Annotated in this window: 21 protein-coding genes, 1 tRNA gene and 1 other RNA gene; 14 read left to right on the top strand and 9 right to left on the bottom strand. The window is 74.6% G+C overall.

Annotated features, from left to right (window positions below; translation table 11 throughout):
• Positions 1–53: 53 nt before the first annotated feature.
• Both ACWCOM_RS08990 and ACWCOM_RS08985 read left to right on the top strand, forming a co-directional pair.
• A complete protein-coding gene (locus tag ACWCOM_RS08990) occupies positions 54–527 on the top strand; it encodes an SRPBCC family protein (RefSeq protein WP_454548399.1) in 474 nt (157 codons plus the stop codon).
• Positions 528–649: 122 nt separating this feature from the next.
• On the top strand, positions 650–1,483 hold the full coding sequence (locus ACWCOM_RS08985; protein WP_454548398.1) for an MBL fold metallo-hydrolase: 834 nt from the start codon (positions 650–652) through the stop codon (positions 1,481–1,483).
• 19 nt (positions 1,484–1,502) lie between these two features.
• On the opposite strand, the gene ACWCOM_RS08980 is transcribed toward ACWCOM_RS08985, so the two are convergent.
• Entirely contained in the window at positions 1,503–2,216 is a 714-nt protein-coding gene (locus ACWCOM_RS08980) for a queuosine precursor transporter (protein ID WP_454548397.1), read from the bottom strand.
• Between the two features lie 240 nt (positions 2,217–2,456).
• Here ACWCOM_RS08980 and ACWCOM_RS08975 point away from each other — a divergent pair, with 240 nt between their 5' ends.
• The gene (locus ACWCOM_RS08975) at positions 2,457–3,311 is read left to right on the top strand and encodes a hydroxymethylpyrimidine/phosphomethylpyrimidine kinase (protein ID WP_454548396.1); all 855 of its coding nucleotides are present in this window, start codon (positions 2,457–2,459) and stop codon (positions 3,309–3,311) included.
• A 272-nt stretch (positions 3,312–3,583) separates the two neighbouring features.
• On the top strand, positions 3,584–4,252 hold the full coding sequence (locus tag ACWCOM_RS08970) for a TetR/AcrR family transcriptional regulator (RefSeq protein WP_075872542.1): 669 nt from the start codon (positions 3,584–3,586) through the stop codon (positions 4,250–4,252).
• Here ACWCOM_RS08970 and ACWCOM_RS08965 read toward each other — a convergent pair.
• A complete protein-coding gene (locus tag ACWCOM_RS08965) occupies positions 4,236–4,586 on the bottom strand; it encodes a type II toxin-antitoxin system VapB family antitoxin (RefSeq protein ID WP_454548395.1) in 351 nt (116 codons plus the stop codon). The two genes, ACWCOM_RS08970 and ACWCOM_RS08965, sit on opposite strands and share 17 nt — an antisense overlap.
• A gap of 83 nt (positions 4,587–4,669) precedes the next feature.
• Positions 4,670–6,031 carry a hypothetical protein gene (locus ACWCOM_RS08960; protein WP_454548394.1) on the bottom strand — a complete coding sequence of 454 codons (1,362 nt, stop codon included), beginning with the start codon at positions 6,029–6,031 and terminating at the stop codon, positions 4,670–4,672.
• A gap of 187 nt (positions 6,032–6,218) precedes the next feature.
• On the opposite strand from ACWCOM_RS08960, the gene ACWCOM_RS08955 reads away from it, so the two are divergent.
• The gene (locus tag ACWCOM_RS08955) at positions 6,219–6,968 is read left to right on the top strand and encodes a hypothetical protein (protein ID WP_454548393.1); all 750 of its coding nucleotides are present in this window, start codon (positions 6,219–6,221) and stop codon (positions 6,966–6,968) included.
• A gap of 171 nt (positions 6,969–7,139) precedes the next feature.
• On the opposite strand, the gene ACWCOM_RS08950 is transcribed toward ACWCOM_RS08955, so the two are convergent.
• A tRNA-Ser gene (locus ACWCOM_RS08950) sits at positions 7,140–7,224 on the bottom strand.
• A gap of 132 nt (positions 7,225–7,356) precedes the next feature.
• On the opposite strand from ACWCOM_RS08950, the gene ffs reads away from it, so the two are divergent.
• The 6 genes from ffs (at position 7,357) to ACWCOM_RS08920 (ending at position 14,140) form a co-directional block, all read left to right on the top strand.
• Positions 7,357–7,453: signal recognition particle sRNA small type (gene ffs / locus ACWCOM_RS08945), an RNA gene on the top strand.
• A gap of 76 nt (positions 7,454–7,529) precedes the next feature.
• Entirely contained in the window at positions 7,530–10,697 is a 3,168-nt protein-coding gene (locus tag ACWCOM_RS08940) for a DNA polymerase III subunit gamma and tau (protein WP_454548392.1), read from the top strand.
• A 133-nt stretch (positions 10,698–10,830) separates the two neighbouring features.
• On the top strand, positions 10,831–11,427 hold the full coding sequence (recR, locus tag ACWCOM_RS08935; RefSeq protein ID WP_454548391.1) for a recombination mediator RecR: 597 nt from the start codon (positions 10,831–10,833) through the stop codon (positions 11,425–11,427).
• Positions 11,428–11,523: 96 nt separating this feature from the next.
• Entirely contained in the window at positions 11,524–12,810 is a 1,287-nt protein-coding gene (locus tag ACWCOM_RS08930; protein ID WP_454548390.1) for an aspartate kinase, read from the top strand.
• A 38-nt stretch (positions 12,811–12,848) separates the two neighbouring features.
• Complete coding sequence (locus ACWCOM_RS08925) at positions 12,849–13,781, top strand: 3-methyladenine DNA glycosylase (protein WP_454548389.1); 933 nt, start codon at positions 12,849–12,851, stop codon at positions 13,779–13,781.
• Positions 13,778–14,140, top strand: a complete 363-nt coding sequence (locus ACWCOM_RS08920; RefSeq protein ID WP_454548388.1) for a Rieske 2Fe-2S domain-containing protein — start codon at positions 13,778–13,780, stop codon at positions 14,138–14,140. Before ACWCOM_RS08925 ends, ACWCOM_RS08920 begins: the two co-directional genes overlap by 4 nt.
• A gap of 7 nt (positions 14,141–14,147) precedes the next feature.
• On the opposite strand, the gene ACWCOM_RS08915 is transcribed toward ACWCOM_RS08920, so the two are convergent.
• From ACWCOM_RS08915 to ACWCOM_RS08895, 5 genes are all read right to left on the bottom strand, one after another.
• Entirely contained in the window at positions 14,148–14,768 is a 621-nt protein-coding gene (locus ACWCOM_RS08915; RefSeq protein ID WP_454548387.1) for a helix-turn-helix domain-containing protein, read from the bottom strand.
• A gap of 204 nt (positions 14,769–14,972) precedes the next feature.
• The gene (locus ACWCOM_RS08910) at positions 14,973–16,790 is read right to left on the bottom strand and encodes a glycoside hydrolase family 15 protein (RefSeq protein ID WP_454548386.1); all 1,818 of its coding nucleotides are present in this window, start codon (positions 16,788–16,790) and stop codon (positions 14,973–14,975) included.
• Positions 16,787–17,626 (bottom strand): SDR family oxidoreductase, encoded by an 840-nt coding sequence (locus tag ACWCOM_RS08905; protein WP_454548385.1) that lies wholly within the window; start codon positions 17,624–17,626, stop codon positions 16,787–16,789. Before ACWCOM_RS08905 ends, ACWCOM_RS08910 begins: the two co-directional genes overlap by 4 nt.
• 145 nt (positions 17,627–17,771) lie before the next feature.
• The gene (locus ACWCOM_RS08900) at positions 17,772–17,942 is read right to left on the bottom strand and encodes a hypothetical protein (RefSeq protein WP_454548384.1); all 171 of its coding nucleotides are present in this window, start codon (positions 17,940–17,942) and stop codon (positions 17,772–17,774) included.
• A gap of 51 nt (positions 17,943–17,993) precedes the next feature.
• A complete protein-coding gene (locus tag ACWCOM_RS08895) occupies positions 17,994–18,149 on the bottom strand; it encodes a hypothetical protein (protein ID WP_454548383.1) in 156 nt (51 codons plus the stop codon).
• Between the two features lie 246 nt (positions 18,150–18,395).
• Here ACWCOM_RS08895 and purS point away from each other — a divergent pair, with 246 nt between their 5' ends.
• From purS to purL, 3 genes are read left to right on the top strand one after another with little or no spacing between them, the layout of a single operon-like run.
• Positions 18,396–18,653 carry a phosphoribosylformylglycinamidine synthase subunit PurS gene (purS, locus tag ACWCOM_RS08890; RefSeq protein WP_062735294.1) on the top strand — a complete coding sequence of 86 codons (258 nt, stop codon included), beginning with the start codon at positions 18,396–18,398 and terminating at the stop codon, positions 18,651–18,653.
• A 2-nt stretch (positions 18,654–18,655) separates the two neighbouring features.
• Positions 18,656–19,444, top strand: coding sequence for a phosphoribosylformylglycinamidine synthase subunit PurQ (purQ, locus tag ACWCOM_RS08885; RefSeq protein ID WP_454548382.1), 789 nt, complete (start codon positions 18,656–18,658; stop codon positions 19,442–19,444).
• Between the two features lie 17 nt (positions 19,445–19,461).
• A complete protein-coding gene (gene purL / locus ACWCOM_RS08880; protein WP_454548381.1) occupies positions 19,462–21,759 on the top strand; it encodes a phosphoribosylformylglycinamidine synthase subunit PurL in 2,298 nt (765 codons plus the stop codon).
• The last annotated feature ends 10 nt before the right edge of the window (positions 21,760–21,769 follow it).

The following is a 21,769-nucleotide window of genomic DNA, read 5'->3' as shown; positions in this document are numbered from 1 at the left end:
ACTGTACCGACCGCCGTTCCCGGGACCGAGGGCGCCCGGGGACAATGGACGGCATGGACATCACCGATCTGGACCCCGCGGAGGTCCTCTCCGTCTCCCACGACCTGCCCCACCCGCCGGCGGCGGTCTTCGCGGCGTTCACCGACCCGGACCGGCTCGCCGCCTGGTTCGGCCCGGAGGGCTGGAGCGTCCCCCGGGAGTCGGTGCTGCTCGAGGTCCGGCCCGGCGGGCGGCAGCGCTTCCGCATGGTCAGCGACGCCGATCCCGCCCAGGTCGCCCCGGTGCACGCCACCTATCTGCGGGTCGAGCAGGACGCCCTGATCGAGGGCCGCGAGGCGCTGCCCGGCCCGGACGGCCGGCCGCTGGACCAGCACGTGCTGGTGCGCACGGAGTTCCTCGCCACCGGGGACGGCGGCACGCTGCTCGTGCTCACGCAGGGGCCGCTGCCCGCCGTGGTGCACGCGGGTGCGGCGGCCGGGTGGCGCAGCTCCTTCACCAAGCTCGAGGCGCTGCTCGATCGGGGCTGAGCCGTCCCGCGGGACCCGTCGGGTCCCGCGGGGACCGCACGGCTCCCTCGTCCCGCGGCACCGCTCGCCCGCGCCCGCCCCCGCTGCTCGCCCCCGCCAGCCGACCGACACAGGAGCACCGCATGACCGAGGACACCGGCCTCCGCACCACCGCCCTCACCCGGCGGCGAACCGCCCCGAACCCGGGCCCGATGACCCTGGAGGGCACCAACTCCTGGCTGATCGGGGCGCCGGGACAGGAGGACGTCGTCGTCGTGGACCCCGGACCGGCCGACCGCGGGCACCTCGCCGCGCTGGCCGCGGCCGGACGCACCGTGCTCACGCTCGTCACCCACCGGCACGCCGACCACACGGAGGGCGTCGCGGACTTCCACGCCCGCACGGGGGCGCCCGTGCGCGCCGTCCGGCCCGAGTTCTGCCGGGACGCGCCCCCGCTGGCGGACGGCGAGACGATCGAGGCCGCCGGGTGCCTGATCCGGGTGCTGCACACCCCCGGGCACACCTCCGACTCCGTGAGCTTCCACCTGCCCGACGACACCCCGGCGGCCGGCGACACCCCGGCCGGCGCGCTCGGACCCGGCCGGTCCGCCGCGCCGGCCGGGCCCGGGTCGGTGCTCACCGGGGACACGGTCCTGGGACGCGGGACCACGATGCTCGACCACCCGGACGGGAGCCTCGGCGACTACCTGCGCTCCCTGCAGCGCCTGGCGGTGCTGGGCGGCGCCCTGGTGCTGCCCGCGCACGGGGACGTGCGGGAGGACGTCGAGGCGGTGTGCGAGCAGCTGCTCGAGCACCGGATGGAGCGCCTGGCCGAGGTGCGCGAGGCGCTGCGGGACCTGGGCCGCGGCGCCACCCTGGAGGCGATCACCGAGCGCATCTACGCGGACGTCCCCGCGCACGTGCTGCCGGCCGCCCGGCGCTCGGTGGGGGCGCAGCTGGCCTACCTCGGCTTCTGAGCCGCCGGGGCGGCCGCGCTCAGCGGGTGGGCACGGCCTCCCCCGCCGGGGACACGGCCGTCCCGTAGGTGGGCTCGCGCCGCTTGAGCCAGCCGATCGCCGCGTAGGTCAGGGGCATGACGAGGACCTCGACCAGCACCTTGTAGGCATAGCCGACGACCACGTAGTTCAGGAAGTCCGGGACCGTGCTGATCCCGATGATCGGCGCCGCCACCGTGCAGAAGACGACCGTGTCCACCAGCTCGCCGACCAGGGTGGAGCCGATGAGCCGGGCCCACAGGTGGCGCTCCCGGGTGCGGGCCTTGATCCGCACCATGACGAAGGCGTTGAGCAGCTGCCCCGCGAGGTAGCCCAGCAGCGAGCCCGCCACGATGAGCGGGACGGGTCCCAGGACGGACTCGAAGGCCTCCTGGCCCTCGTAGAACCCGGCCGGCGGCAGGGCGATGACGAGCCAGAACACCACCGAGGAGAACAGGCCCGCCGCGAAGGACGTGACGATGGCCCGCCGGGCGGCGCGGAAGCCGTAGACCTCCGCGACGACGTCGCCCAGCACGTACGCGAGCGGGAACAGGAAGAAGCCCCCGTCGGTGAGGACGGGACCGAAGGCGACGCCCTTGGTCGCGGCCACGTTGGAGAGCACGAGGACCACGCAGTAGGCCGCCACGATCAGGTCGAAGTACGTGCGCGGACGGTGGGCGAAGCCGGCGGGGGCAGGGCCTGCGGAGGAGGACACGGTGGGTCGCCAATCTGTCGGACCGCGGCACCGGCCCGGGGAGAGCCGGGGCCGCGCCGCGGTCTGTGCGGTCTGCAGAACGGGTGCGGGACGCCCGCCTGCCACCCGGGAGCCCTCCTCCCGCCGCCGTGGGGCCCCGGGCGGGGTCGTCGTGGCGGCCGGAGACCGTCCGACAGTCTAGCGCCGGAGCCTCGGCGCACGGTTGGCCCGGGACGCGGCGCGGGGCGCACAATGGCTCCCATGACCGACACCACCACCGCACCCGCCCCCGACGCCGCGAGCACCGACCAGCCCCCCGTGGCCCTGACCATCGCCGGGTCCGAGGCCACCGGCGGCGCCGGCGCCCAGGCGGACCTCAAGACCTTCCAGGAGCTCGGCGTCTTCGGCTCCCTCGCGCTGACCTGCATCGTCTCCTTCGACCCGAACGCGGACTGGGGCCACCGCCTGTTCCCCGTCCCGCAGGACGTGCTGCGCGAGCAGCTGGAGGCGATCACGGCCGCCCACGCCCTGGACGCCGTCAAGATCGGCATGCTCGGCAGCCCGGAGACCATCGCGACGACCGCCGAGGCGCTCACGGCCCTGCAGCCGCAGCACCTGGTCCTGGACCCGGTGCTGATCTGCAAGGGCCAGGAGCCCGGGGCCGCCCTGGACACCGACGAGGCCCTCAGGGCGCGGATCCTGCCGCTGGCCACGTTCGTGACCCCCAATCACTTCGAGGCGCTCTCCCTGTCCGGGATGGACGAGATCAGCACCGTCGAGCACCTCGAGGAGGCCGCCCGGCGGATCCACGAGACCTCCGGGGCCGTGGTGCTCGCGAAGGGCGGGGTCCGCCTGGCCGGCCCCGACGCCGTGGACGTCTTCTACGACGGGACGACGCTCGAGATCCTGTCCGAGCCCAAGGTCGGCGAGGTCCCCGTGGCCGGCGCCGGCTGCACCCTTGCGGCCGCCGTGGCCGCCGAGCTGGCCAAGGGCGCCGCCCCGCTCGAGGCCGCCCGCACGGCCAAGGCCTTCGTCTCCGCCGGCATCCGCCGGCGCCTGAGCTCGCGGGCGCCCTTCGACTCCCTCTGGCAGGGGGGTTCGGCCGCCGCGGGGTGACCCTCCCCGCCTGCGCGGGTTCCACCGCCCCCGGCGGTGGCGGGCGACGGACTCCCGGCGCCGGCCACGGCTCCGCGCCGCTCCCGGGGCCTTCGCACGGGACTGACCGCACGTCGTCCGGGTCGGGGCCGACGGTTTCCTGGACGTTTCCTCAGACGTTGCGGTGGGGGGAGCGGAAACGGGCCCGACGGTGGTGTCATAGTCAGACATACCGTCACCAAGGATCATCGGAGTGTGCATACTTTGATGACATGCAGAGATAAGGTGTCATCATGCCTCGTATTTCAGCGGCCACCAATGCCGCGCAGCGGGAGAACACCAAGCGAGCGATCCTCGACTCCTTCGGCCAGCTGCTGTACCAGCAGGGCCTGACCGGGCTGACGATGACCCACGTGGCCAAGAACGCCGGGGTCGGCCGCACCGCCGTCTACAACTACTTCGCCGACATGGGCGAGCTGCTCGTGGCCTACGCCCTGGACGAGACCGAGCGGTTCATGACCGACCTCCGCCGGGACCTGGAGGGCGTCGCCAACCCGGTCGACCGGCTCGCCGTCTACATCCGGGCGCAGATCGAGGACCTCGCCCGCCGGCACCTGCCCCCGGGCCCGACCATGCGCACGGTCCTGTCCCCGGAGGACTACCAGAAGCTGGGCGAGCACGTGGGCGAGCTGCAGGGGCTGCTGGCCGCGATCCTGCGGGACGCGATCGACCAGGCCTACCTGCCCGAGGGCGACATCCCGGAGCTCGCCTCGCTCGTCCACGGCTCGCTGACCACCGCCGCGGACCGGGGCCAGAACTCCGACCAGGACCGCGCGGCCCGGGAACGGCACATCCGGTCGACGGTCCGCTTCATCCAGCAGGGCCTGGGCGCGCAGTTCGACGCCGACGGCCGCCCCGTGCGGCTGGCCCCCGAGCGGCCGCCGCTCAGCGCGGCGTCCTGACCTCCCGCGCCCCGCGTCCCGCCCGCGGGCCGCCGGCGGGACCGAGCTCCAGCACGCGGGCGTGCAGCACGGTGCGGTGGTGCAGGGCGGTGCGCAGCGCCCGGTGCAGCCCGTCCTCGAGGTAGAGCAGCCCGTCCCAGCGGACCACGTGCGGGAAGAGGTCGCCGTAGAACGTGGAGTCCGCGTCGAGCAGCGTCGCCAGGTCCAGGGTCGTCTTCGTGGTGATCAGCTGGTCCAGGCGCACCTGACGAGGTGCGATGCCGGACCAGTCCGCCGGGGAGACGAGGCCGTGGTCCGGGTACGGGCGCGAGTCGCCCACGGCCTTGAAGATCATGCGTTCATCCTAGGGTCGCCCCCGGGCCGGTGTGCGGGAGGCCGTGCGGGCCGCCCCACGGGGCGGCCCGCACGGCCTGCCGGTCAGGCGCGGACCACGCGCACGGCCCCGGTGGACGCGTTCCACTCGATCCGGCCGCCGGTGAAGTTCTGCGCCATCCCGGCCGGGGTGCCGTACTCGTCGGAGGTCGGATAGCCGAGCCCCCGCTCGTGGCCGAGTGCCGCCCACCGCTTGCCGATGGCCCCGTGCTCCTTGACCGCCCGCGCTCCCGTCGCGGAGGACCACACCAGCTTGGTCCGCTTCCCGGCGGCGTCGAACAGCTGGTACGCGCCGCCGTCGGCCGTGCGCACCTCGTCCGAGGACGGCACCCCGTAGCCGGCGGCGAAGCCCGCGGCCTCGAACTTGCGGCCGATGGCCCCGCCGTAGTCGACCGGCCGGGCGCCGGTGGAGCCGGACCAGTAGATGGCCTTCTCCCGGCCGCCCGCGCCCACGAAGCGCTGGTACACGGAGGCGTGCGCGGAGGCGTGCTCGGCGCTGACCGGGGTGCCCCAGGAGGTTCCGCCGAGGGAGCGCCAGCGGGTCCCGACGGCGCCCTTCAGCGCGAAGCCGTTGAGCTCGCTCGCCCCCGCGGTGGGGGGCGCGGCGGTGCCGACGGTGGCGTAGAGGCGGTCGACGTCGTCGCCGACCAGGCCCGGCAGGTTGTAGTTGGTGTGGTGCAGCCCGGGCAGCACCACCCGGTCGGCCTTGCCGAAGCCGGCCGACCGGTACGCGGCCGCGCCCTTCCCGGCGGCCTCCAGGGCCGACCAGGTGGAGGGCTGGGTGGCGCCGTAGCTGTCCAGGGAGCCGACGTACCACGTCGGGTCGGTCGCCTTGAGCGCGGCGTCGGGCGCGGTCTCGAGGCCGCCGTAGTACACCCCGCCGCCGCCGATCAGCGTGGCCCCGCCGCCGCGGATCCAGCCCGCGCGGTCGGAGAGCACCTCGGTGGAGATGAACTCCGCGCCGCCGGAGTAGCCGGCCAGGTGGATGCGGGTCGTGTCGATGCGCTGCTCGGCGACGATCTTGCCGGCCAGGGCACGGAACCAGTCCCCGACCGCTTCGCTGTTGGCGGTCCACGACCGGTTGGCCGGGGCGACGGGCACGACGAGGACCATGTTCTTCGCGGCGGCCCGGGCGGCCATGCTCCGGAGCACGGTTGCGGTCGGACGCTGCGCGTAGTACTGGCCGTCGCCGTCGAAGTAGAAGACGGCGCCCACGGCCTTGGAGCGGTCGACGCCGGCGTCGTAGAGGTGGTACTGGGAGCTGATCCCGGCGGCGGTGTAGGTGGTGTTGGTCGTCGAGGCATGGGCCGGTGCCGCGGTGGCGGCCACCGTCCCGGTCATGAGCACGCCGGCCAGGACGGCGGCGGGCAGGGCGGAGGAGGGCAGGCGGAACGAGGGCAGCTTCACGGGAACCTCTTGGGGGGAGAGGGGTGGGGGGACGTGCGCAGCCGGGGGGACAGCTGCGGGTGCGGCGGAACAGCCCGTCCCGCCACACGAGCAGATTATTGCATTCGCGAACGCCAGAGGGATGGAACGACGTAAAATGACGAGCGCCCGTTCTACGCCCGCACCCCTCTCGGAGAGATCGCGCCCCATGCCCGTCCGGACCCTCGCCCTGGCCGCCCTGCTCCTGCTCGCCCCCGTTCCCGCCGTGGCCTCCCCCGACGCCGCGCAGGCTCCCGCACCGGCCACCGGCTCGCCCACCGGCGCGCCGGCCGAGGACGGCTTCCCCGACGCACCGGCGGAGCCGGTCGAGCCGATCGGACCGGCCCCGGACGCCCCTGCGGAGACCCCGGTCGCGGAGCCCCCGGCCGGTGCCGCGCCGGACTCCGGAGCGGCACCGCGCCCGGACGAGGAGCCCGCGCCGGAGGGGTCCGCGGTGCCCGACGCCGCCCCGGCCGCGAGCCCCGCCCCCTCCGGCCCGGTGGGCGACCGGCCCGCGGACCGGCCGTCCGGCATCGGGACGGGCGCCGGCGCCGAGGAGGACCCCGAAGAGGGCGCCGAGGAGGACGCCGCGCAGAGCACCGGGGAGGACACCGGGTCGGCGCGCCGCGCTCCGGCCGACGCCCGGCCGGGGGCGGCCCGCTCCGCCGGGCCCACGGTGTCCAAGCCTGCGGCGCCGGGCACGGACGCCCGCTCGGTCGAGGCCCGGGGCCTGCCCGCAGCGCAGCAGGTGGCCCCCGGCACGCTCACCCGGGTGCCCTTGGGCAGCCTCACCCGGGTGCCGGCGCAGGAGGAGGAGACCGCCCCGGGCGTCCTGGTGGCCCTGGGCGGTCTGGGAGTCCTGGCGGCCGGTGCCGCAGCGGTGGCCGTCCGCCGCGCACGGGCCCGCCGCAGGGCGTGAGCGACCAGCGGTTCCGGGCCCGTGCTCCGGGGTCCTGTGCACCCGGCCCCCGACGGAGCCCGGCCGCTGCGGCGCTCGCCGCTCTCGGACCCGCTCCGCGCGGCCGCCCGCGCCGGCACACGCAGAAGAGCCCCTGACCGGATGGATGTCCCGGTCAGGGGCTCTGCAGTGCGGAGGATGGGGGATTTGAACCCCCGAGGGCGTGAACCCAACACGCGTTCCAGGCGTGCGCCATAGGCCGCTAGGCGAATCCTCCAGGCACGCACATCCCGGCCACCTGTCGGTGCCGGAACATGCGGAGTCCAGCATAGCCCAACCCCCGGGCAATGCCGAATCGCCGCCGGCGCCGCCCGGTTTCGACCTGCCTGCGGCATCGGCTAGACTCTGTGGCAGCCCCTCGCGTGGCGTCATCCTGTTGAACTCCCCCAGGGCCGGAAGGCAGCAAGGGTAGACGGGCTCTGGCGGGTGCGCGAGGGGTCTTTTCGTCCCCTCGGGGCGGCCCGGCTCCCCAGCCGCGGGGCCCCGCTCCGCCCGTCGGAATCCGTCGCTAAGGTGGCTCCTGTGACTACCGCCCTGTACCGCCGCTACCGCCCGGAGACCTTCGAGGACGTCATCGGCCAGGAGCACGTGACCGAGCCGCTGATGACGGCGCTGCGCAAGGACAGGGTCAGCCACGCCTACCTCTTCTCCGGGCCCCGCGGATGCGGCAAGACCACCTCCGCCCGCATCCTGGCCCGCTGCCTCAACTGCGCCGAGGGCCCCACGCCCACGCCCTGCGGCCGCTGCGAGAGCTGCCGGGACCTGGCCCGTGACGGAGCCGGCTCCCTCGACGTGATCGAGATGGACGCGGCCAGCCACGGCGGCGTGGACCACGCCCGCGACCTGCGCGAGCGCGCCACGTTCGCCCCCGTGCGGGACCGGTTCAAGATCTTCATCATCGACGAGGCGCACATGGTCACGCGCGAGGGCTTCAACGCGCTGCTCAAGATCGTCGAGGAGCCCCCGGAGCACATCAAGTTCATCTTCGCGACCACCGAGCCCAGCAAGGTGCTCACGACCATCCGGTCCCGCACCCACCACTACCCCTTCCGCCTGGTCCCCACCGAGCCGCTGATGCACTACCTCGAGCGGCTGTGCGCCGAGGAGCACGTGGAGGTGGCCCCCGGGGTGCTCTCCCTGGTGGTCCGGGCCGGCGGCGGATCGGTCCGCGACACCCTCTCCGTGCTGGACCAGCTCATGGCCGGCTCCGACGAGCGGGGCGTCGGCTACGACCTCGCCGTGGCCCTGCTGGGCTACACCCACGGCGCCCTGCTCGACGACGTGGTGGACGCCTTCGCGTCCGGGGACGCCGCCACGGTGTTCCGCGCGGTGGACCGGGTGGTCCAGACCGGCCAGGACCCGCGCCGGTTCGTGGAGGACCTGCTGGAGCGCTTCCGCGACCTCATCATCGTCAACGCGGTCCCGGAGTCCGCGGGCAACATCCTGCACGGGATGCCCCAGGACCAGATCGCCCGGCTGCGCAACCAGGCGTCGCAGCTCGGGGCCGCGGAGCTCTCCCGCGCGGCGGACATCACCAACACCGCGCTCACGGAGATGACCGGGGCCACCTCGCCCCAGCTGCACCTCGAGCTGCTCTGCGCTCGCATCCTGCTGCCCTCCTCGGAGGACACCACCCGCGGCGTCACGGCGCGCGTGGACCGGCTGGAACGTCGGCTGAGCATCGGCCGCGGCACCGCCCCCGTCGCCGGGCACGAGGAGCCGGCGGCCGCCGCCCCGCCCTCCGCGGGACGCGGGACCGCGGAGCCCGTGGCCGTAAGGGCGGAGGCCCGGAGCACCGCGGCGCCGTCCGGCGCCGCGCCGTCCGCGCCGGAGCGGCCCGACCCGGCGCGCACGGCCGTCGCGGCCGGACCGAGCGCGACCGGGCCGGCCGCGGACGGGCCGAGCACGACCGGGTCGGACACGGACGGGCCGGACACGGGCGAGCGCACCCGTCCGGGCGCGCCCCGGGGCGCGGAGGACGGCGGTCGCCCCGAGGACCGGCAGCCCCCGGCGGCGCCGCACCAGGAGGACACCCCGGCGGCCGCACCGCCGGAGCCCGCGGCCGGCGAGGGGACCCCGCTGGCGCCGGGCGGCAGCGAGATCGAGCTGCTGCGCGCCTCCTGGCCGGAGATCGTCAACGCCCTCGCGGACATCCGCCGGGTCGCGTGGTTCACCGTCCAGCGCGGCACGCCGCAGTCCTTCGACGGCAAGGTGCTGCGCATCATGTTCGACGCCGAGGGCGACCTCATGAACTTCCCGCGCTTCGAGGACGACCTGCGCCAGGCCGTGCAGCAGGTCCTCGGCATCGACTGCCGGGCGGAGGCCGTTCCCCCGGGCGGCGGGCACGGCCGGGGCGGCGGAGGCGCCCCGCGCGGCCCGGAGCCGGCGCCCCGGCCGTCCGGGCAGCGGGGCGGGCCCCGGACCGACACGCAGCGTCCCGCACCGCCCGCGGCACCGGCCGACCCGCCCGCCCGCGGCGGCGCGGACCGGCGCCCCCCCGGGCCCGCGGGCCCGGACGGGGCCGTGGAGCAGCGCACCACCCCGTCCGCGGACTCCCGGAACGCGGGGTCCCGGAGCGCGGACGCCCCGCGGAGCAGCACCGAGGGGCCCGGCACGACGTCCCGCATCGGCGCCCCCGAGGAGCCGTCGCGGTCGGACGGGCCCCGGGGCGGGCAGGACGCGTGGCACGCGCACGGCCGGCCCGCCACGGACGCGCCAGCGGAGTGGACGGACCCCGCGTGGGCCGAGGAGCCCGTGCACAGCTGGTCCGTGGCCGCCATTCCGCAGAGCGGCGCGTCCGGGGCATCCTCCGCACCGCCGGCCGCGTCCTCGACCGGAACCGGGACCCCGGCAGGGACCGGGACCTCGACCGGGACGGATACCGCGACCACGGCCGGGACACCGGCCGCGTCCCCGGCGGAGCACCCTGACGGGTCCCCCGCCGAGCACCCGGGGGAACCCCGGAGGCGGACCGCGCCCGGGGATGCTGCCGTGCCGGCCGGGGAACCGGGACGGAGCGGCGACCCCGGCGGCGGCGCACCCACCACGGACCCTGCCGCCCCGCCCCCGCGGAACCCGGCGCCCGCGCCGGCCGGACCCGGTGGCGGAGCCGGCCGGGACCGGCCGTCCGGGCGCCCGTCCGGTGGAACCGGCGCCCGCCCGGACGGCGGCGGCTCCCCCCGGGGCCGGGACCGCGCGCCGTTCGACGACGTCCCGCCGCCCGAGGAACCGCCCCACCCCGACGAGCCCCCGTTCCCGGACGATCTCGACGAGGCGCCCCCCGAGCAGTGGCGGCCCGCGCAGCCGCACCGCACCGGGCGGCCGGCCCCGGCCCGGGAGGCCGCGGTGCCGGAGAGCCCCGCCGCGTCCGCGGCCGGCGCCGCGCCCCGGCAGGCGTCCCCCCGCAGCACCCCCGGGAACGCCGCCCCGCGTGACCTGCCCGGGGAGGCCGACCGGCGTGAACGGCTGAGCTTCCGGGAGCGCCACGCCGCGGCGATCGCGGCCGGGCGCCAGGCCCCGGACCCGGGTGCGGCGGCGGACCGGGACGGCGGCGTAGAATGGGACGATTCCTTCGTCCCCAGTTCCGACGACGAGGCGCTCGAGGACTCCACCCTCTACGGCCGTGCGGCGATCGAGCGGATCCTCGGCGGCATGCTGATCGAGGAGCGGGACCTCCACGCCGGGGAGTGAGGCCGGCCCGCCGCGTCCGCGGGGCCGGGACGGGGGCCGACCGGGGCGCTGACCGCCCCGCACGGACCCCGGGGAGCACCGTGGCCGGGAACGAGCGAGAGGGCCGCGGACCGGCCCGGAAATCGAGGAGAACGTGTACGAAGGCGCTGTGCAGGACCTGATCGACGAGCTGGGCCGGCTGCCCGGCGTCGGGCCGAAGTCCGCGCAGCGGATCGCGTTCCACCTCCTCGACGCCGACAAGGACGACGTGCGCCGGCTGGCCGAGGCCATGACGGCGGTCAAGGAGAAGGTGAAGTTCTGCCGGATCTGCGGCAACGTCTCCGAGCTCGACGAGTGCGCCATCTGCCGCGACGCCCGCCGGGACGGCAGCGTCATCTGCGTGGTCGAGGAGTCCAAGGACGTTATGGCCATCGAGCGCACACGCAGCTTCCGCGGCCGGTACCACGTGCTCGGCGGGGCCATCAGTCCCATCCAGGGCATCGGCCCGGACCAGCTGCGGATCCGGGAGCTGATGACCCGGCTCTCCGACGACACCGTGCAGGAGGTCGTGCTCGCCACCGACCCCAACCTGGAGGGCGAGGCCACCGCCACGTACCTCTCCCGGATGCTCAAGACCCTCGGGGTGCGCGTGACCCGCCTGGCCTCCGGGCTGCCGGTGGGCGGGGACCTCGAGTACGCCGACGAGGTCACCCTGGGCCGGGCCTTCGAGGGCCGCACGGTCGTCGCCTGACCGACTCGCGTAGGATGTCCTGGTGCCCTGCCGTGGGGAGCGGGCGCACGGCCCGGTGCCGACCGCCGGCCGCCCTCGACCACAGGAGTTGTACCCATGAGCCTGATCGTGCAGAAGTTCGGTGGATCCTCCGTCGCGGACGCCGACGGCATCCGCCGGGTCGCACGGCGGATCGTCGAGACGCGCAACCGGGGCCACGACGTCGTCGTGGTGGTCTCCGCGATGGGCGACACCACGGACGACCTCCTGGACCTCGCCCGGGAGGTCACCCGCAAGCCCCCGGCCCGCGAGCTCGACATGCTGCTCACCGCCGGGGAGCGCATCTCCATGGCGCTGCTGGCCATGGCGGTGTCCGGGATGGGCGCTCCCGCGCAGTCCTTCACGGGGTCCCAGGCGGGCATGGTCACCGACGGCGCGCACGGCGCCGCACTGCTCGTGGAGGTCAACCCCCAGCGCGTGCGCGAGTCCCTGGACGAGGGCAACATCGCGATCATCGCCGGGTTCCAGGGCGTGCACCGCCACACCAAGGACATCACCACGCTCGGCCGCGGCGGCTCGGACACCACGGCCGTGGCCCTGGCCGCCGCCCTGGACGCCGACGTGTGCGAGATCTACTCCGACGTCGACGGCGTCTTCACCGCCGATCCCCGCATCGCGCCCAAGGCGCGCAAACTGGACGTGGTCAGCAGCGAGGAGATGCTCGAGCTCGCCGCCAACGGCGCGAAGATCCTGCACCTGCGCTGCGTCGAGTACGCGCGCCGCTTCGGCGTGAAGCTGCACGTCCGTTCGTCCTTCAGCCACAACGAGGGCACCTGGGTGATCCCGGACCCCGAAGACGCCGTCACCTCCCCGAAGGAGATCCCCTTGGAACAGCCGCTCATCTCCGGCATCGCCCATGACCGGACCCAGGCGAAGGTCACCGTCGTCGGCGTCCCGGACCGGCCCGGCATCGCCGCCCGCATCTTCCGCCTGCTCGCCGAGGCCAAGGTCAACGTGGACATGATCGTCCAGAACATCTCCACCGGCGACGACCCCCTGACGGACCTCTCCTTCACGGTGGACGAGTCCCAGGGCGAGCTCGCCATGAGCCTGCTGCGCGCCGCCGAGGAGAAGATCGGCTACGCGGGCCTGGAGTACGACGACGAGGTCGGCAAGCTCTCCCTGGTGGGCGCCGGCATGAAGTCCAACCCGGGCGTGACGTTCACGTTCTTCGAGGCGCTCGCCGCCGCGAACATCAACATCGACATGATCTCCACCTCCGAGGTGCGGATCTCGGTGGTCACGTCCGCCGACCGCCTCGACGAGGCGGTGCGCGTGGTGCACAGCGCCTTCGACCTCGACTCCGAGGACGAGGCCACGGTGTACGCGGGGACGGGCCGCTGACCGCTCCGCTGCGCACCCCCGGCGGTGGGGCGGGTCCGATGACCCGCCCCGCCGTCCTGTCCCGGGTGGACTGGGAGCCGCGCGCGCTCGCCCACGAGCGGCGCGCGGCCGTCCACGCGGACCCGTTCGTGGCCCGCCGGCACCGCGGGGCCAAGCACCCGGTCGAGGACTTCCTGTTCACCTACTACACGCTCAAGCCGGCGCAGCTCAAGCGCTGGCACCCCGGGGCGGGCGTGGTCCTGCTGGACGCGGCCGGGCGCGCCGAGGAGAAGTTCTACCGCCTGCTCACCGGCCCCGAGCTGGCGGCGCTCGGGCTCGACGCCTCCAGCGGGGCGGTGACGGTCGACGCCGCCGGCTTCCGGGAGCGGCGGGGCGCCGCGGTCGACTTCGCCCGCGCGGTCCTGGGCGCGCACGCCCGCAACCCCGGCTTCTTCGGCTGCTTCGGGTTGCACGAGTGGGCGATGGCCTACCGCTCGGAGGACAACGAGCTCCGGCACGAGTACCTCGAGCTGCGGCTGGGCGCCGAGGGCACCGACGCCGTCGTCGAGTCCTCCCGCATCCGCTGCACCCACTTCGACGCCTTCCGGTTCTTCCAGCCGCAGGCGGTCCCGCTCAACGAGCTGCGGCCGACCCGGGAGACCCAGCGCCGGCTCGAGCAGCCGGGCTGCCTGCACGCCACCATGGACCTCTACAAGTGGGCGTACAAGCTCGTGCCGGCGATCCCCTCGGAGCTGCTCATGGACTGCTTCGAGCTGGCCCGGGACGTGCGGGAGACCGACATGCAGGCCGCCCCCTACGACCTCTCCGGCTGGGGCTACGAGCCCGTGCGGATCGAGACGCCGGAGGGCAAGGCCGAGTACGTGCGCCGGCAGCGCGACTTCGCCCGGCGGGCCGAGCCGCTGCGCCGCCGGCTGGCCGGGGCCGTCGACCTGCTCGACCCGGAGCACGCCACCGGCGGGGCCGCCGCGTGAGCTCCGCCGCGCCCTGGGAGCGGATCGTGGAGGCCTCCGCCGTGCCGGAGCCGCTCGACTTCGTGACCGCCGCCGCCCGCGGCGGGCCGGTGATCGTCGCCCGTGACGCGGAGGGCGTCCTGCACGTGCTGCGCAACGCCTGCACCCACCAGCAGGCCGTCGTGTGCCGGGAGGCCGCCGGACGCGCCGAGCGCTTCGAGTGCCCCAACCACTACTGGGTCTTCGCGTCCGACGGGCGGTTCCTGGGCTCGCGCCTGGCGCTCGCGGCCGGCCGCCGCGCACCGGCGGACCCGGCCAAGGACCTCACCGCCGCCGCGGTCGACGTGGTCGACGGCTGGGTCGTGGCCCGCTTCGGCTGAGCCGGGATCAGTCCGCCGCGGGCGCGCCCCCGGCGTCGTCGCGCCGCCGCCCCGCCAGCCAGGCCTGGACGTCGGAGCGGCGGATCCGGCGGTGGCTGCCGCGGTACTGCACCGGGATCACGCCCTCGCTGGTGAGGTTGCGCAGGTGGGTGTGGGAGATCCCGGCCAGCGCCGCCGCCTGGGAGGTGGTCAGCAGCTCCGCCGCGGCGTCGGCGGCGTCGGCGGCGTCGGCGGCGTCGGCGGCGCCCTCGCCGTGGCGGTCGAGCCAGGCCCGGATGTCCGCGCGGCGGATCCGGCGGTGGCTGCCGCGGTACTGCACCGGGATCACGCCCTCGCTGGTGAGGTTGCGCAGGTAGGTGTGGGAGATCCCGGCCAGCGCCGCCGCCTGGGACGTGGTCAGCAGCTCCTCGGACCCGGTCGGCGGCTGCCGGGCGGAGCTCACGGTGACGGACTCCCCGCGCGTGAGCCGGGACAGGAGGTCGACGACGGCGTCGCGCGCCCCCTCCGGCAGGCGCAGGGAGGTGCCGTCCACGAAGACCGTCACGTCCCGGGACTCGAGGGCCTGCGCCAGTCGTTCGGCGTCCCGGCCGTCGAGCCCGGGGGTGGTCGTCGGAGGGTGCTGGGTCATGGGCCCATTCTTCCAGCCCGCCGGCCGCGCCACGCCGCCGGCCGCGCCACGCCGCCGGCCCTCCTCCGCCCTCCGGGGGCGGAGGCGCCCGGGCGGACGTCGCCCGTTCCCCGCCCGGGGACCGGGTCGGAGAGCTCGTGCGCCTGCTCTCCGCCGACCGGTGCTGACGGGCCGGCGCCGCCCGCGCCGCGGGGGCGGCGCCGGTCAGGACCGGCCCGTGTCCTCGAGGGTGAGGGCCGCCGTCAGCAGCGCGAGGTGGCTCAGGGCCTGCGGGAAGTTGCCGAGGAACGCGTCGTCCGCGGGGTCGATCATCTCGGTGTAGAGCCCCAGGTCGTTGCCCCGTCCGAGCATCTCGTCCATGAGCTCGACCGCCTCGTCCCGCCGGCCCACGTGTGCGAGCGCCGCCACGGCCCAGAACGAGCAGGCCACGAAGGCGCCCTCCTCGTGCTGCATCCCGCTGTAGCGGTGCAGCAGGGGCCCGGTGCCCAGCTCCTCCCACAGCGCGTCGACGGTGGAGCTCATCCGCGGCCCCCGGTCCAGGCCGCTGATCGCGTGCAGCAGCACCGAGGTGTCGAGCTCGTCGGTGCCCGGGTACCAGACGTAGGCGCCGCGCGCGGCGTTCCAGGAGTTCTCGTCGATCCACGTGGCGATCCGGTCCCGCTCGGCCCGCCAGCGGTCGGCGCTGCCGGGGATCTGGCCGGCGTCGGCCAGGTGCACCGCGCGGTCGAGGCCGTGCCAGCAGCCCATCTTCGAGCTCGTGTAGTGGCGGTGCTCCGGCAGCTCCCACATCCCGGCGTCGGGACGGCGCCAGAGGTCACAGATCCGGTCGGCCACGTCGGCGAGCATCCGCCCGGTGGCCGCGTCGAGCACGTTGCCGCCGGCCACGTAGAGGTCCACCATGTCGAAGAGGTCCCCGTAGACGCCCAGCTGGAGCTGCTCGGCGGCGGCGTTGCCCGAGACCACAGGGCCCACGCCCTGCCAGCCCGGGGCCTCGTAGACGGTCATCCCGTCGCCGGGCACCTCGCCGTTGAGCCGGTTGAGCACGTGCAGCTCCGGGGACTGGGCCCGGGCCAGGCGCAGCAGCCAGGACACCGCGGCGTGCACGTCCTCCTGCTCGCCCAGGCGCAGGAGCGCGTGCAGCGTGTAGGCGGCGTCGCGCACCCAGGCGAAGCGGTAGTCGTAGTTCTTGGTGCCCGCCCGGTTCTCCGGCAGCAAGGTGGTGGCGGCGGCGGCGATCGAGCCGGACGGCCCGTGGCTGAGCATCTTCAGCGTGAGGGCGCTGCGCTCCACGTCGGCACGGTAGGGCCCGTCGTACTCCAGCAGGTCGGTCCAGCGCCGCCACATGTCCAGGGTGAGGTCCACGTTCTTGCGGATGCTCGCCGGGGAGGGCAGTCGCAGCGGCTCGCTGTGCGTCGAGACGACCGCGAGCAGGTGCCGGGAGCCCGGGGTCGTGCCGAAGCGCCCGGAGATCTCCTGCCCGCCCACCACGCACTCCCCCAGCGCCTCCGAGCGCACCCCCAGCGCCACCGCGTCCACGCGCAGCACGGGGCCCTGCTCGGTGTCCTGGATCCATGGGGAGACCGTGCCGAACATGGTTCCCGGGGTTACCCGCCAGGTCATGGGCACCTCTCCGGAGACCCCCTCCACCGTGCGGGCCAGCTCGTTCCACGGCAGCCGCCCGGTGGAGCCGACGTTGAGCGAGTCCGTCACCCGCACCACCCCGGTGCCGGTCGTGTAGGTGGTCTGCAGCACGTTCGTGCCGGGCACGTAGGCGCGGCGGGTCTCGAAGGCACCGGCCGGGGACAGCTCCACGCACCCGCCGTGCTCGGCGTCCAGCAGGCGCGCGAACACGGGGGCGGAGTCCAGATCGGGCACCGGGTACCAGTCCACGGACCCGTCGTGGGCCACCATCGCGACCGTGCGGCCGTCCCCGATGGTCGCGTAGGAGCGCAGCTCCACGTAGCCGTCCCGGCGGGGGGACAGCTCGCCCGGGGCCACGACGGGCCGTGGACGGTCCGTCACAGGATCGGCTTGCCCCCGGTCACGGCGACCCGGGACCCGGAGATGTAGCTGCCGTCGTCGGAGGCCAGCAGCACGTAGACGGGCGCCAGCTCGGCGGGCTGCCCGGCGCGGCCCAGGGGCACGTCGTCGCCGAAGGCGCCGACCTTCTCCGGGGGCATGGTCGCCGGGATGAGCGGCGTCCAGATCGGGCCGGGGGCCACGCTGTTCACCCGGATGCCCTTCTCGCCCAGCATCTGCGCCAGGCCGGCGGAGAAGTTCGCGATCGCGGCCTTCGTCGCGGCGTAGGGCGCCAGCTGCGGGGACGGCTGGTCGGACTGCACCGAGGAGCTGCCGATGATCGCCGAGCCGGGGGCCATGTGCGGCACCGCGGCCTTGGTCAGGTGGAACATCGCCCCGACGTTGAGCCGGAAGGTGTAGTCCCACTCCTCGTCGCTGATCTCGTCGAGGCTCTCGTGGCTCATCTGGAAGGCGGCGTTGGAGACGAGCACGTCGACCTTGCCGAACTCCTGGACGGCCCGGTCCACGACGCTGCGGCAGTGCGCCGGGTCGGAGAGGTCCCCGCGCACCAGCACGGCCCTGCGCCCGGCCTCCTCGATCCAGCGGGCGGTGTCCTGGGCGTCGTCGTCCTCCTCGAGGTAGGCCACCAGGACGTCCGCGCCCTCCCGGGCGTAGGCGATCGCCGCGGCGCGGCCGATGCCGCTGTCGCCGCCGGTGATGATCGCGGCCTTGCCCTCGAGCTTGCCGGAGCCGCGGTAGCTGTGCTCCCCGCAGTCCGGGACGGGGGTCATCTCCGACTGCTCGCCGGGGACGTCCTGCTGCTGTTCTGGCTGGCTCATGACGTGGTCCTTCCGAGGTGTGGGGTTCCGGTCGGTGCGCGCGCCGTCCACCGGGACACCCCGATGATCAGCACGCTGACCACTTTAGACGCTCCGGGCCGGGCGGTCGACCCCGGACCGGCGGACCGGTCCCGGGCGCACGGCCCTACGGGCATTCCCCGAGCCGCCCGGCGCGGCGATCGGCGGTCACGGCGGCGGTGATCAGCAGGAGGACGGCCCCGACCAGGGTCACCGCCAGGACGACGACCCCGGCGGGCCGTGCACCGGGTGCCGCCACGATCAGCGCGACGGCCGTGAGGTAGCCCGTCGCGCTCACCACGGCGCACGCCAGCAGAGCGGGCCGGGCCGCGAGGTGCCCCGCGCTCCACTACTCCGCGGACCGCAGGGTGTGCCGCGTCCGGATCCCGAAGTACCGGTTCGGCTCCGGGTCCGTCCCGCGGCCGATCCGGGAGGCCACGACGGAGAGCACCGCCAGCCCCAGGAACAGCGGAGCGACGCCGATGAGGAGTCCGGGGTAGTCCACGTCTTCTTCCTTCCCACAGGGCCGCCGGCCGGGCCGGGCGGCGGATCCGGAACGGCACCACGGCAGTTCCACAGGTACGTGCACCTCCACAGCTATCACGCCGCCCGGCGGCCGGCCCCGGCGGCGTGCCGCCCACCACACTCCCCCCGATCGACCCCGGCCCGGCCGGTCGGCCCGCGGCGGAACGATAGGATGGTCACCGTTCGCCGGATCCCGGCCCGCTGCACGACCCTCAGGAGTTCCCCGATGGCCCGCATTGTTGTCGACGTCATGCCCAAGCCCGAGATCCTCGACCCGCAGGGGAAGGCGATCGCCAACGAGCTGCCGCGGATCGGGCTGGACCGGTTCGCCGGTGTGCGCCAGGGCAAGCGCTTCGAGCTCACCGTCGACGGCGAGGCCACCGAGGACGTGCTGGCCCAGGCGCGCGAGGCCGCCGAGAAGCTGCTGTCCAACCCCGTGATCGAGGACGTCGTGCGGGTGGCCGTCCTGGACGAGGAGCACTGAGCATGGCCGAGACCCCGCTGATCGCGGACCTCTCCAGCCCCGCACCGGACGCCGCGCTCGCGGACGCCCGGATCGGTGTCGTCACCTTCCCCGGCACCCTCGACGACCGCGACGCCGCGCGGGCCGTGCTGCTCGCCGGCGGCACCCCCGTTCCGCTCTGGTACGCCGACGAGGACCTGCAGGGCGTCGACGCCGTCATCCTGCCCGGGGGCTTCTCCTACGGGGACTACCTACGGGCCGGGGCGATCGCCCGGTTCGCCCCGCTGATGGAGCGGATCGTCGACGGCGCGAACGCCGCGGGCACCTCCGGCTCCGCCCCGCTGCCGGTCCTGGGCATCTGCAACGGCTTCCAGGTCCTCACCGAGTCCCACCTGCTGCCGGGCTCCATGGTCAAGAACGACCACCTCAAGTTCCTGTGCCGGGACCAGCGCCTGCGCGTGGAGAACAGCACCACCGTGTGGACCACCGAGTTCGAGCAGGGCCAGGAGATCGTGGTCCCGCTCAAGAACCAGGACGGGCAGTACGTCGCGGACGAGCGCACCCTCGACGCCCTCGAGGCCGAGGGCCGCGTGGTCTTCCGCTACGTCGGGACCAATCCCAACGGCTCCCGCCGGGACATCGCCGGGATCTGCAACGACCGCGGCAACGTGGTGGGCCTCATGCCGCACCCCGAGCACGCGGTGGAGCCCGGCTTCGGCGCGGACTCCTCCGCCGCCGGCGAGGTCGGCATGCGCGACGGCACGGACGGGCTGGGCCTGTTCGTCTCCGCCCTCAAGGCACTGGTCAAGTAAGGGACACCGAACACTCCATGAGCGAGAAGCACTTCAACCTGGACACCGTCGAGCACGCGGCGGGCACCCCCGACACCGAGCTGCCCTGGGCCGAGCTGGGCCTCAAGGACAACGAGTTCGAGGAGATCAAGAAGATCCTCGGCCGCCGCCCCACCGCCGCGGAGCTGGCCATGTACTCGGTCATGTGGTCCGAGCACTGCTCCTACAAGTCCTCCAAGGTGCACCTGCGCCAGTTCGGCGAGAAGGTCACCGAGGAGATGAAGAAGGACCTCCTGGTCGGCATCGGCGAGAACGCCGGCGTGACGGACCTCGGGGACGGCTGGGCCGTGACCTTCAAGATCGAGTCCCACAACCACCCCTCCTACGTGGAGCCCTACCAGGGCGCCGCCACGGGCGTGGGCGGGATCGTGCGCGACATCATCTCGATGGGCGCCCGCCCGGTGGCCGTGATGGACCCGCTGCGCTTCGGGGCGATCGACCACCCGGACACCGCCCGCGTGGTGCACGGCGTCGTCGCCGGCGTCGGCGGCTACGGCAACTCGCTGGGACTGCCCAACATCGGCGGCGAGGTCGTCTTCGACTCCGTCTACCAGGGCAACCCGCTGGTCAACGCACTGGCCGTGGGGGTGATGCGCCACGAAGACATCCGCCTGGCCAACGCCTCCGGCGTGGGCAACAAGGTGGTCCTCTTCGGCGCCCGCACCGGCGGCGACGGCATCGGCGGGGCCTCGGTGCTCGCCTCGGAGTCCTTCGACGACGCCAAGCCGTCCAAGCGGCCGGCCGTGCAGGTGGGCGACCCCTTCGCGGAGAAGGTGCTCATCGAGTGCTGCCTCGAGCTGTTCAAGGGCTCCCTGGTCGAGGGCATCCAGGACCTGGGCGCGGCGGGCATCTCCTGTGCGACCTCGGAGCTGGCCTCCAACGGCGAGGGCGGCATGCACGTGGACCTCACCGCCGTGCTGCTGCGCGACCCCACCCTCACCCCGGGCGAGATCCTGATGTCCGAGTCGCAGGAGCGCATGATGGCGGTCGTGACCCCGGAGCGGGTCGCTGACTTCGAGGCGGTCATGGCCAAGTGGGACGTCGAGTACTCCTGGATCGGCGAGGTCACCGGCACGGGCCGGCTCGTGATCGAGTGGGACGGCGAGGTCATCGTCGACGTCGACCCGCGCACCGTCGCCCACGAGGGCCCCGTCTACGAACGCCCCTACCACCGCCCCGCCGGCCAGGACCGGATCCAGGCCGAGCACTTCAGCGGGTCCCCCGCCGACGCCTCCCGGCCCTCGGGCGCGGAGCTCAAGCACGCGGTCCTGGAGCTGATGGCCTCGCCCAACCTGTGCGCCAAGGACTGGGTGACGGACCAGTACGACCGCTACGTGCAGGGCAACACCGCCATGGCCATGCCCGACGACGCCGGGGTGGTCCGCGTCGACGAGGAGACCGGCCTCGGGGTGGCCCTGTCCACGGACTGCAACGGCCGCTACGCCTACCTCGACCCCTACGCCGGCGCGCAGCTGGCCCTGGCCGAGGCCTACCGCAACGTGGCCACCTCCGGCGCCCGTCCCGCGGCCGTCTCCGACTGCCTGAACTTCGGTTCCCCGGAGGACCCGGAGACCATGTGGCAGTTCGCGGAGGCCGTGCGCGGGCTCGCCGACGGCTGCCGGGAGCTCGGTGTGCCCGTCACCGGCGGCAACGTCTCCCTGTACAACCAGACCGGCGGCGTGGCCATCCACCCGACCCCGGTGGTCGCGATGCTGGGCGTGCTCGACGACGTCCGCCGCCGCACCCCCTCGGGCTGGCGCGAGGACGGCCAGGCGATCTACCTGCTCGGCACCACCCGCGACGAGCTGGACGGCTCCGAGTGGGCGAACCTGCGCGGGCACCTGGGTGGGCTCCCCCCGGCCGTGGACCTGGCCGGGGAGAAGCTGCTCGGCGACCTGCTGATCAACATGTCCCGCGACGGCATGGTCGACGCCGCCCACGACGTCGCCGAGGGCGGTCTCGCCGCGACCCTGGCCGAGATGGCGCTGCGCTTCGGCGTCGGCGCGCGCATCGGACTGGGCGAGGTGTGCGAGCGCGACGGCGTGGACCTGTTCACGATGCTCTTCTCCGAGACGCAGGGCCGGGCCGTGGTGGCCGTGCCGCGCAGCGAGGAGGTCCGGTTCAAGGACATGTGCACCATGCGCGCCTATCCGCACGAGCGGATCGGCGTGGTGGACGCCGAGAACGGCGCGCTGGACGTGCAGGGCGAGTTCGGGATCGGCCTGGACGAGCTCCGCGCGGCCCACGAGGCCACCCTGCCGAGGTACTTCGCCTGAACCCGGGGGA

The organism is Kocuria sp. KH4, from assembly GCF_053711175.1.
The sequence above is the reverse complement of the archived record's forward strand: the minus strand, read 5'-3'. Positions and strand labels throughout refer to the sequence as shown.

Bases quoted from the DNA above. Each gene is read 5' to 3' on its own strand.
- ACWCOM_RS08915 (WP_454548387.1), bottom strand. From the start codon at position 14,768: ATGACCCAGCACCCTCCGACGACCACCCCCGGGCTCGACGGCCGGGAC.
- ACWCOM_RS08905 (WP_454548385.1), bottom strand. From the start codon at position 17,626: ATGAGCCAGCCAGAACAGCAGCAGGACGTCCCCGGCGAGCAGTCGGAG.
- ACWCOM_RS08965 (WP_454548395.1), bottom strand. From the start codon at position 4,586: ATGATCTTCAAGGCCGTGGGCGACTCGCGCCCGTACCCGGACCACGGC.
- ACWCOM_RS08975 (WP_454548396.1), top strand. From the start codon at position 2,457: ATGACCGACACCACCACCGCACCCGCCCCCGACGCCGCGAGCACCGAC.
- ACWCOM_RS08990 (WP_454548399.1), top strand. From the start codon at position 54: ATGGACATCACCGATCTGGACCCCGCGGAGGTCCTCTCCGTCTCCCAC.
- purL (WP_454548381.1), top strand. From the start codon at position 19,462: ATGAGCGAGAAGCACTTCAACCTGGACACCGTCGAGCACGCGGCGGGC.
- purQ (WP_454548382.1), top strand. From the start codon at position 18,656: ATGGCCGAGACCCCGCTGATCGCGGACCTCTCCAGCCCCGCACCGGAC.
- ACWCOM_RS08925 (WP_454548389.1), top strand. From the start codon at position 12,849: ATGACCCGCCCCGCCGTCCTGTCCCGGGTGGACTGGGAGCCGCGCGCG.
- ACWCOM_RS08970 (WP_075872542.1), top strand. From the start codon at position 3,584: ATGCCTCGTATTTCAGCGGCCACCAATGCCGCGCAGCGGGAGAACACC.
- purS (WP_062735294.1), top strand. From the start codon at position 18,396: ATGGCCCGCATTGTTGTCGACGTCATGCCCAAGCCCGAGATCCTCGAC.
- ACWCOM_RS08930 (WP_454548390.1), top strand. From the start codon at position 11,524: ATGAGCCTGATCGTGCAGAAGTTCGGTGGATCCTCCGTCGCGGACGCC.
- ACWCOM_RS08985 (WP_454548398.1), top strand. From the start codon at position 650: ATGACCGAGGACACCGGCCTCCGCACCACCGCCCTCACCCGGCGGCGA.
- ACWCOM_RS08955 (WP_454548393.1), top strand. From the start codon at position 6,219: ATGCCCGTCCGGACCCTCGCCCTGGCCGCCCTGCTCCTGCTCGCCCCC.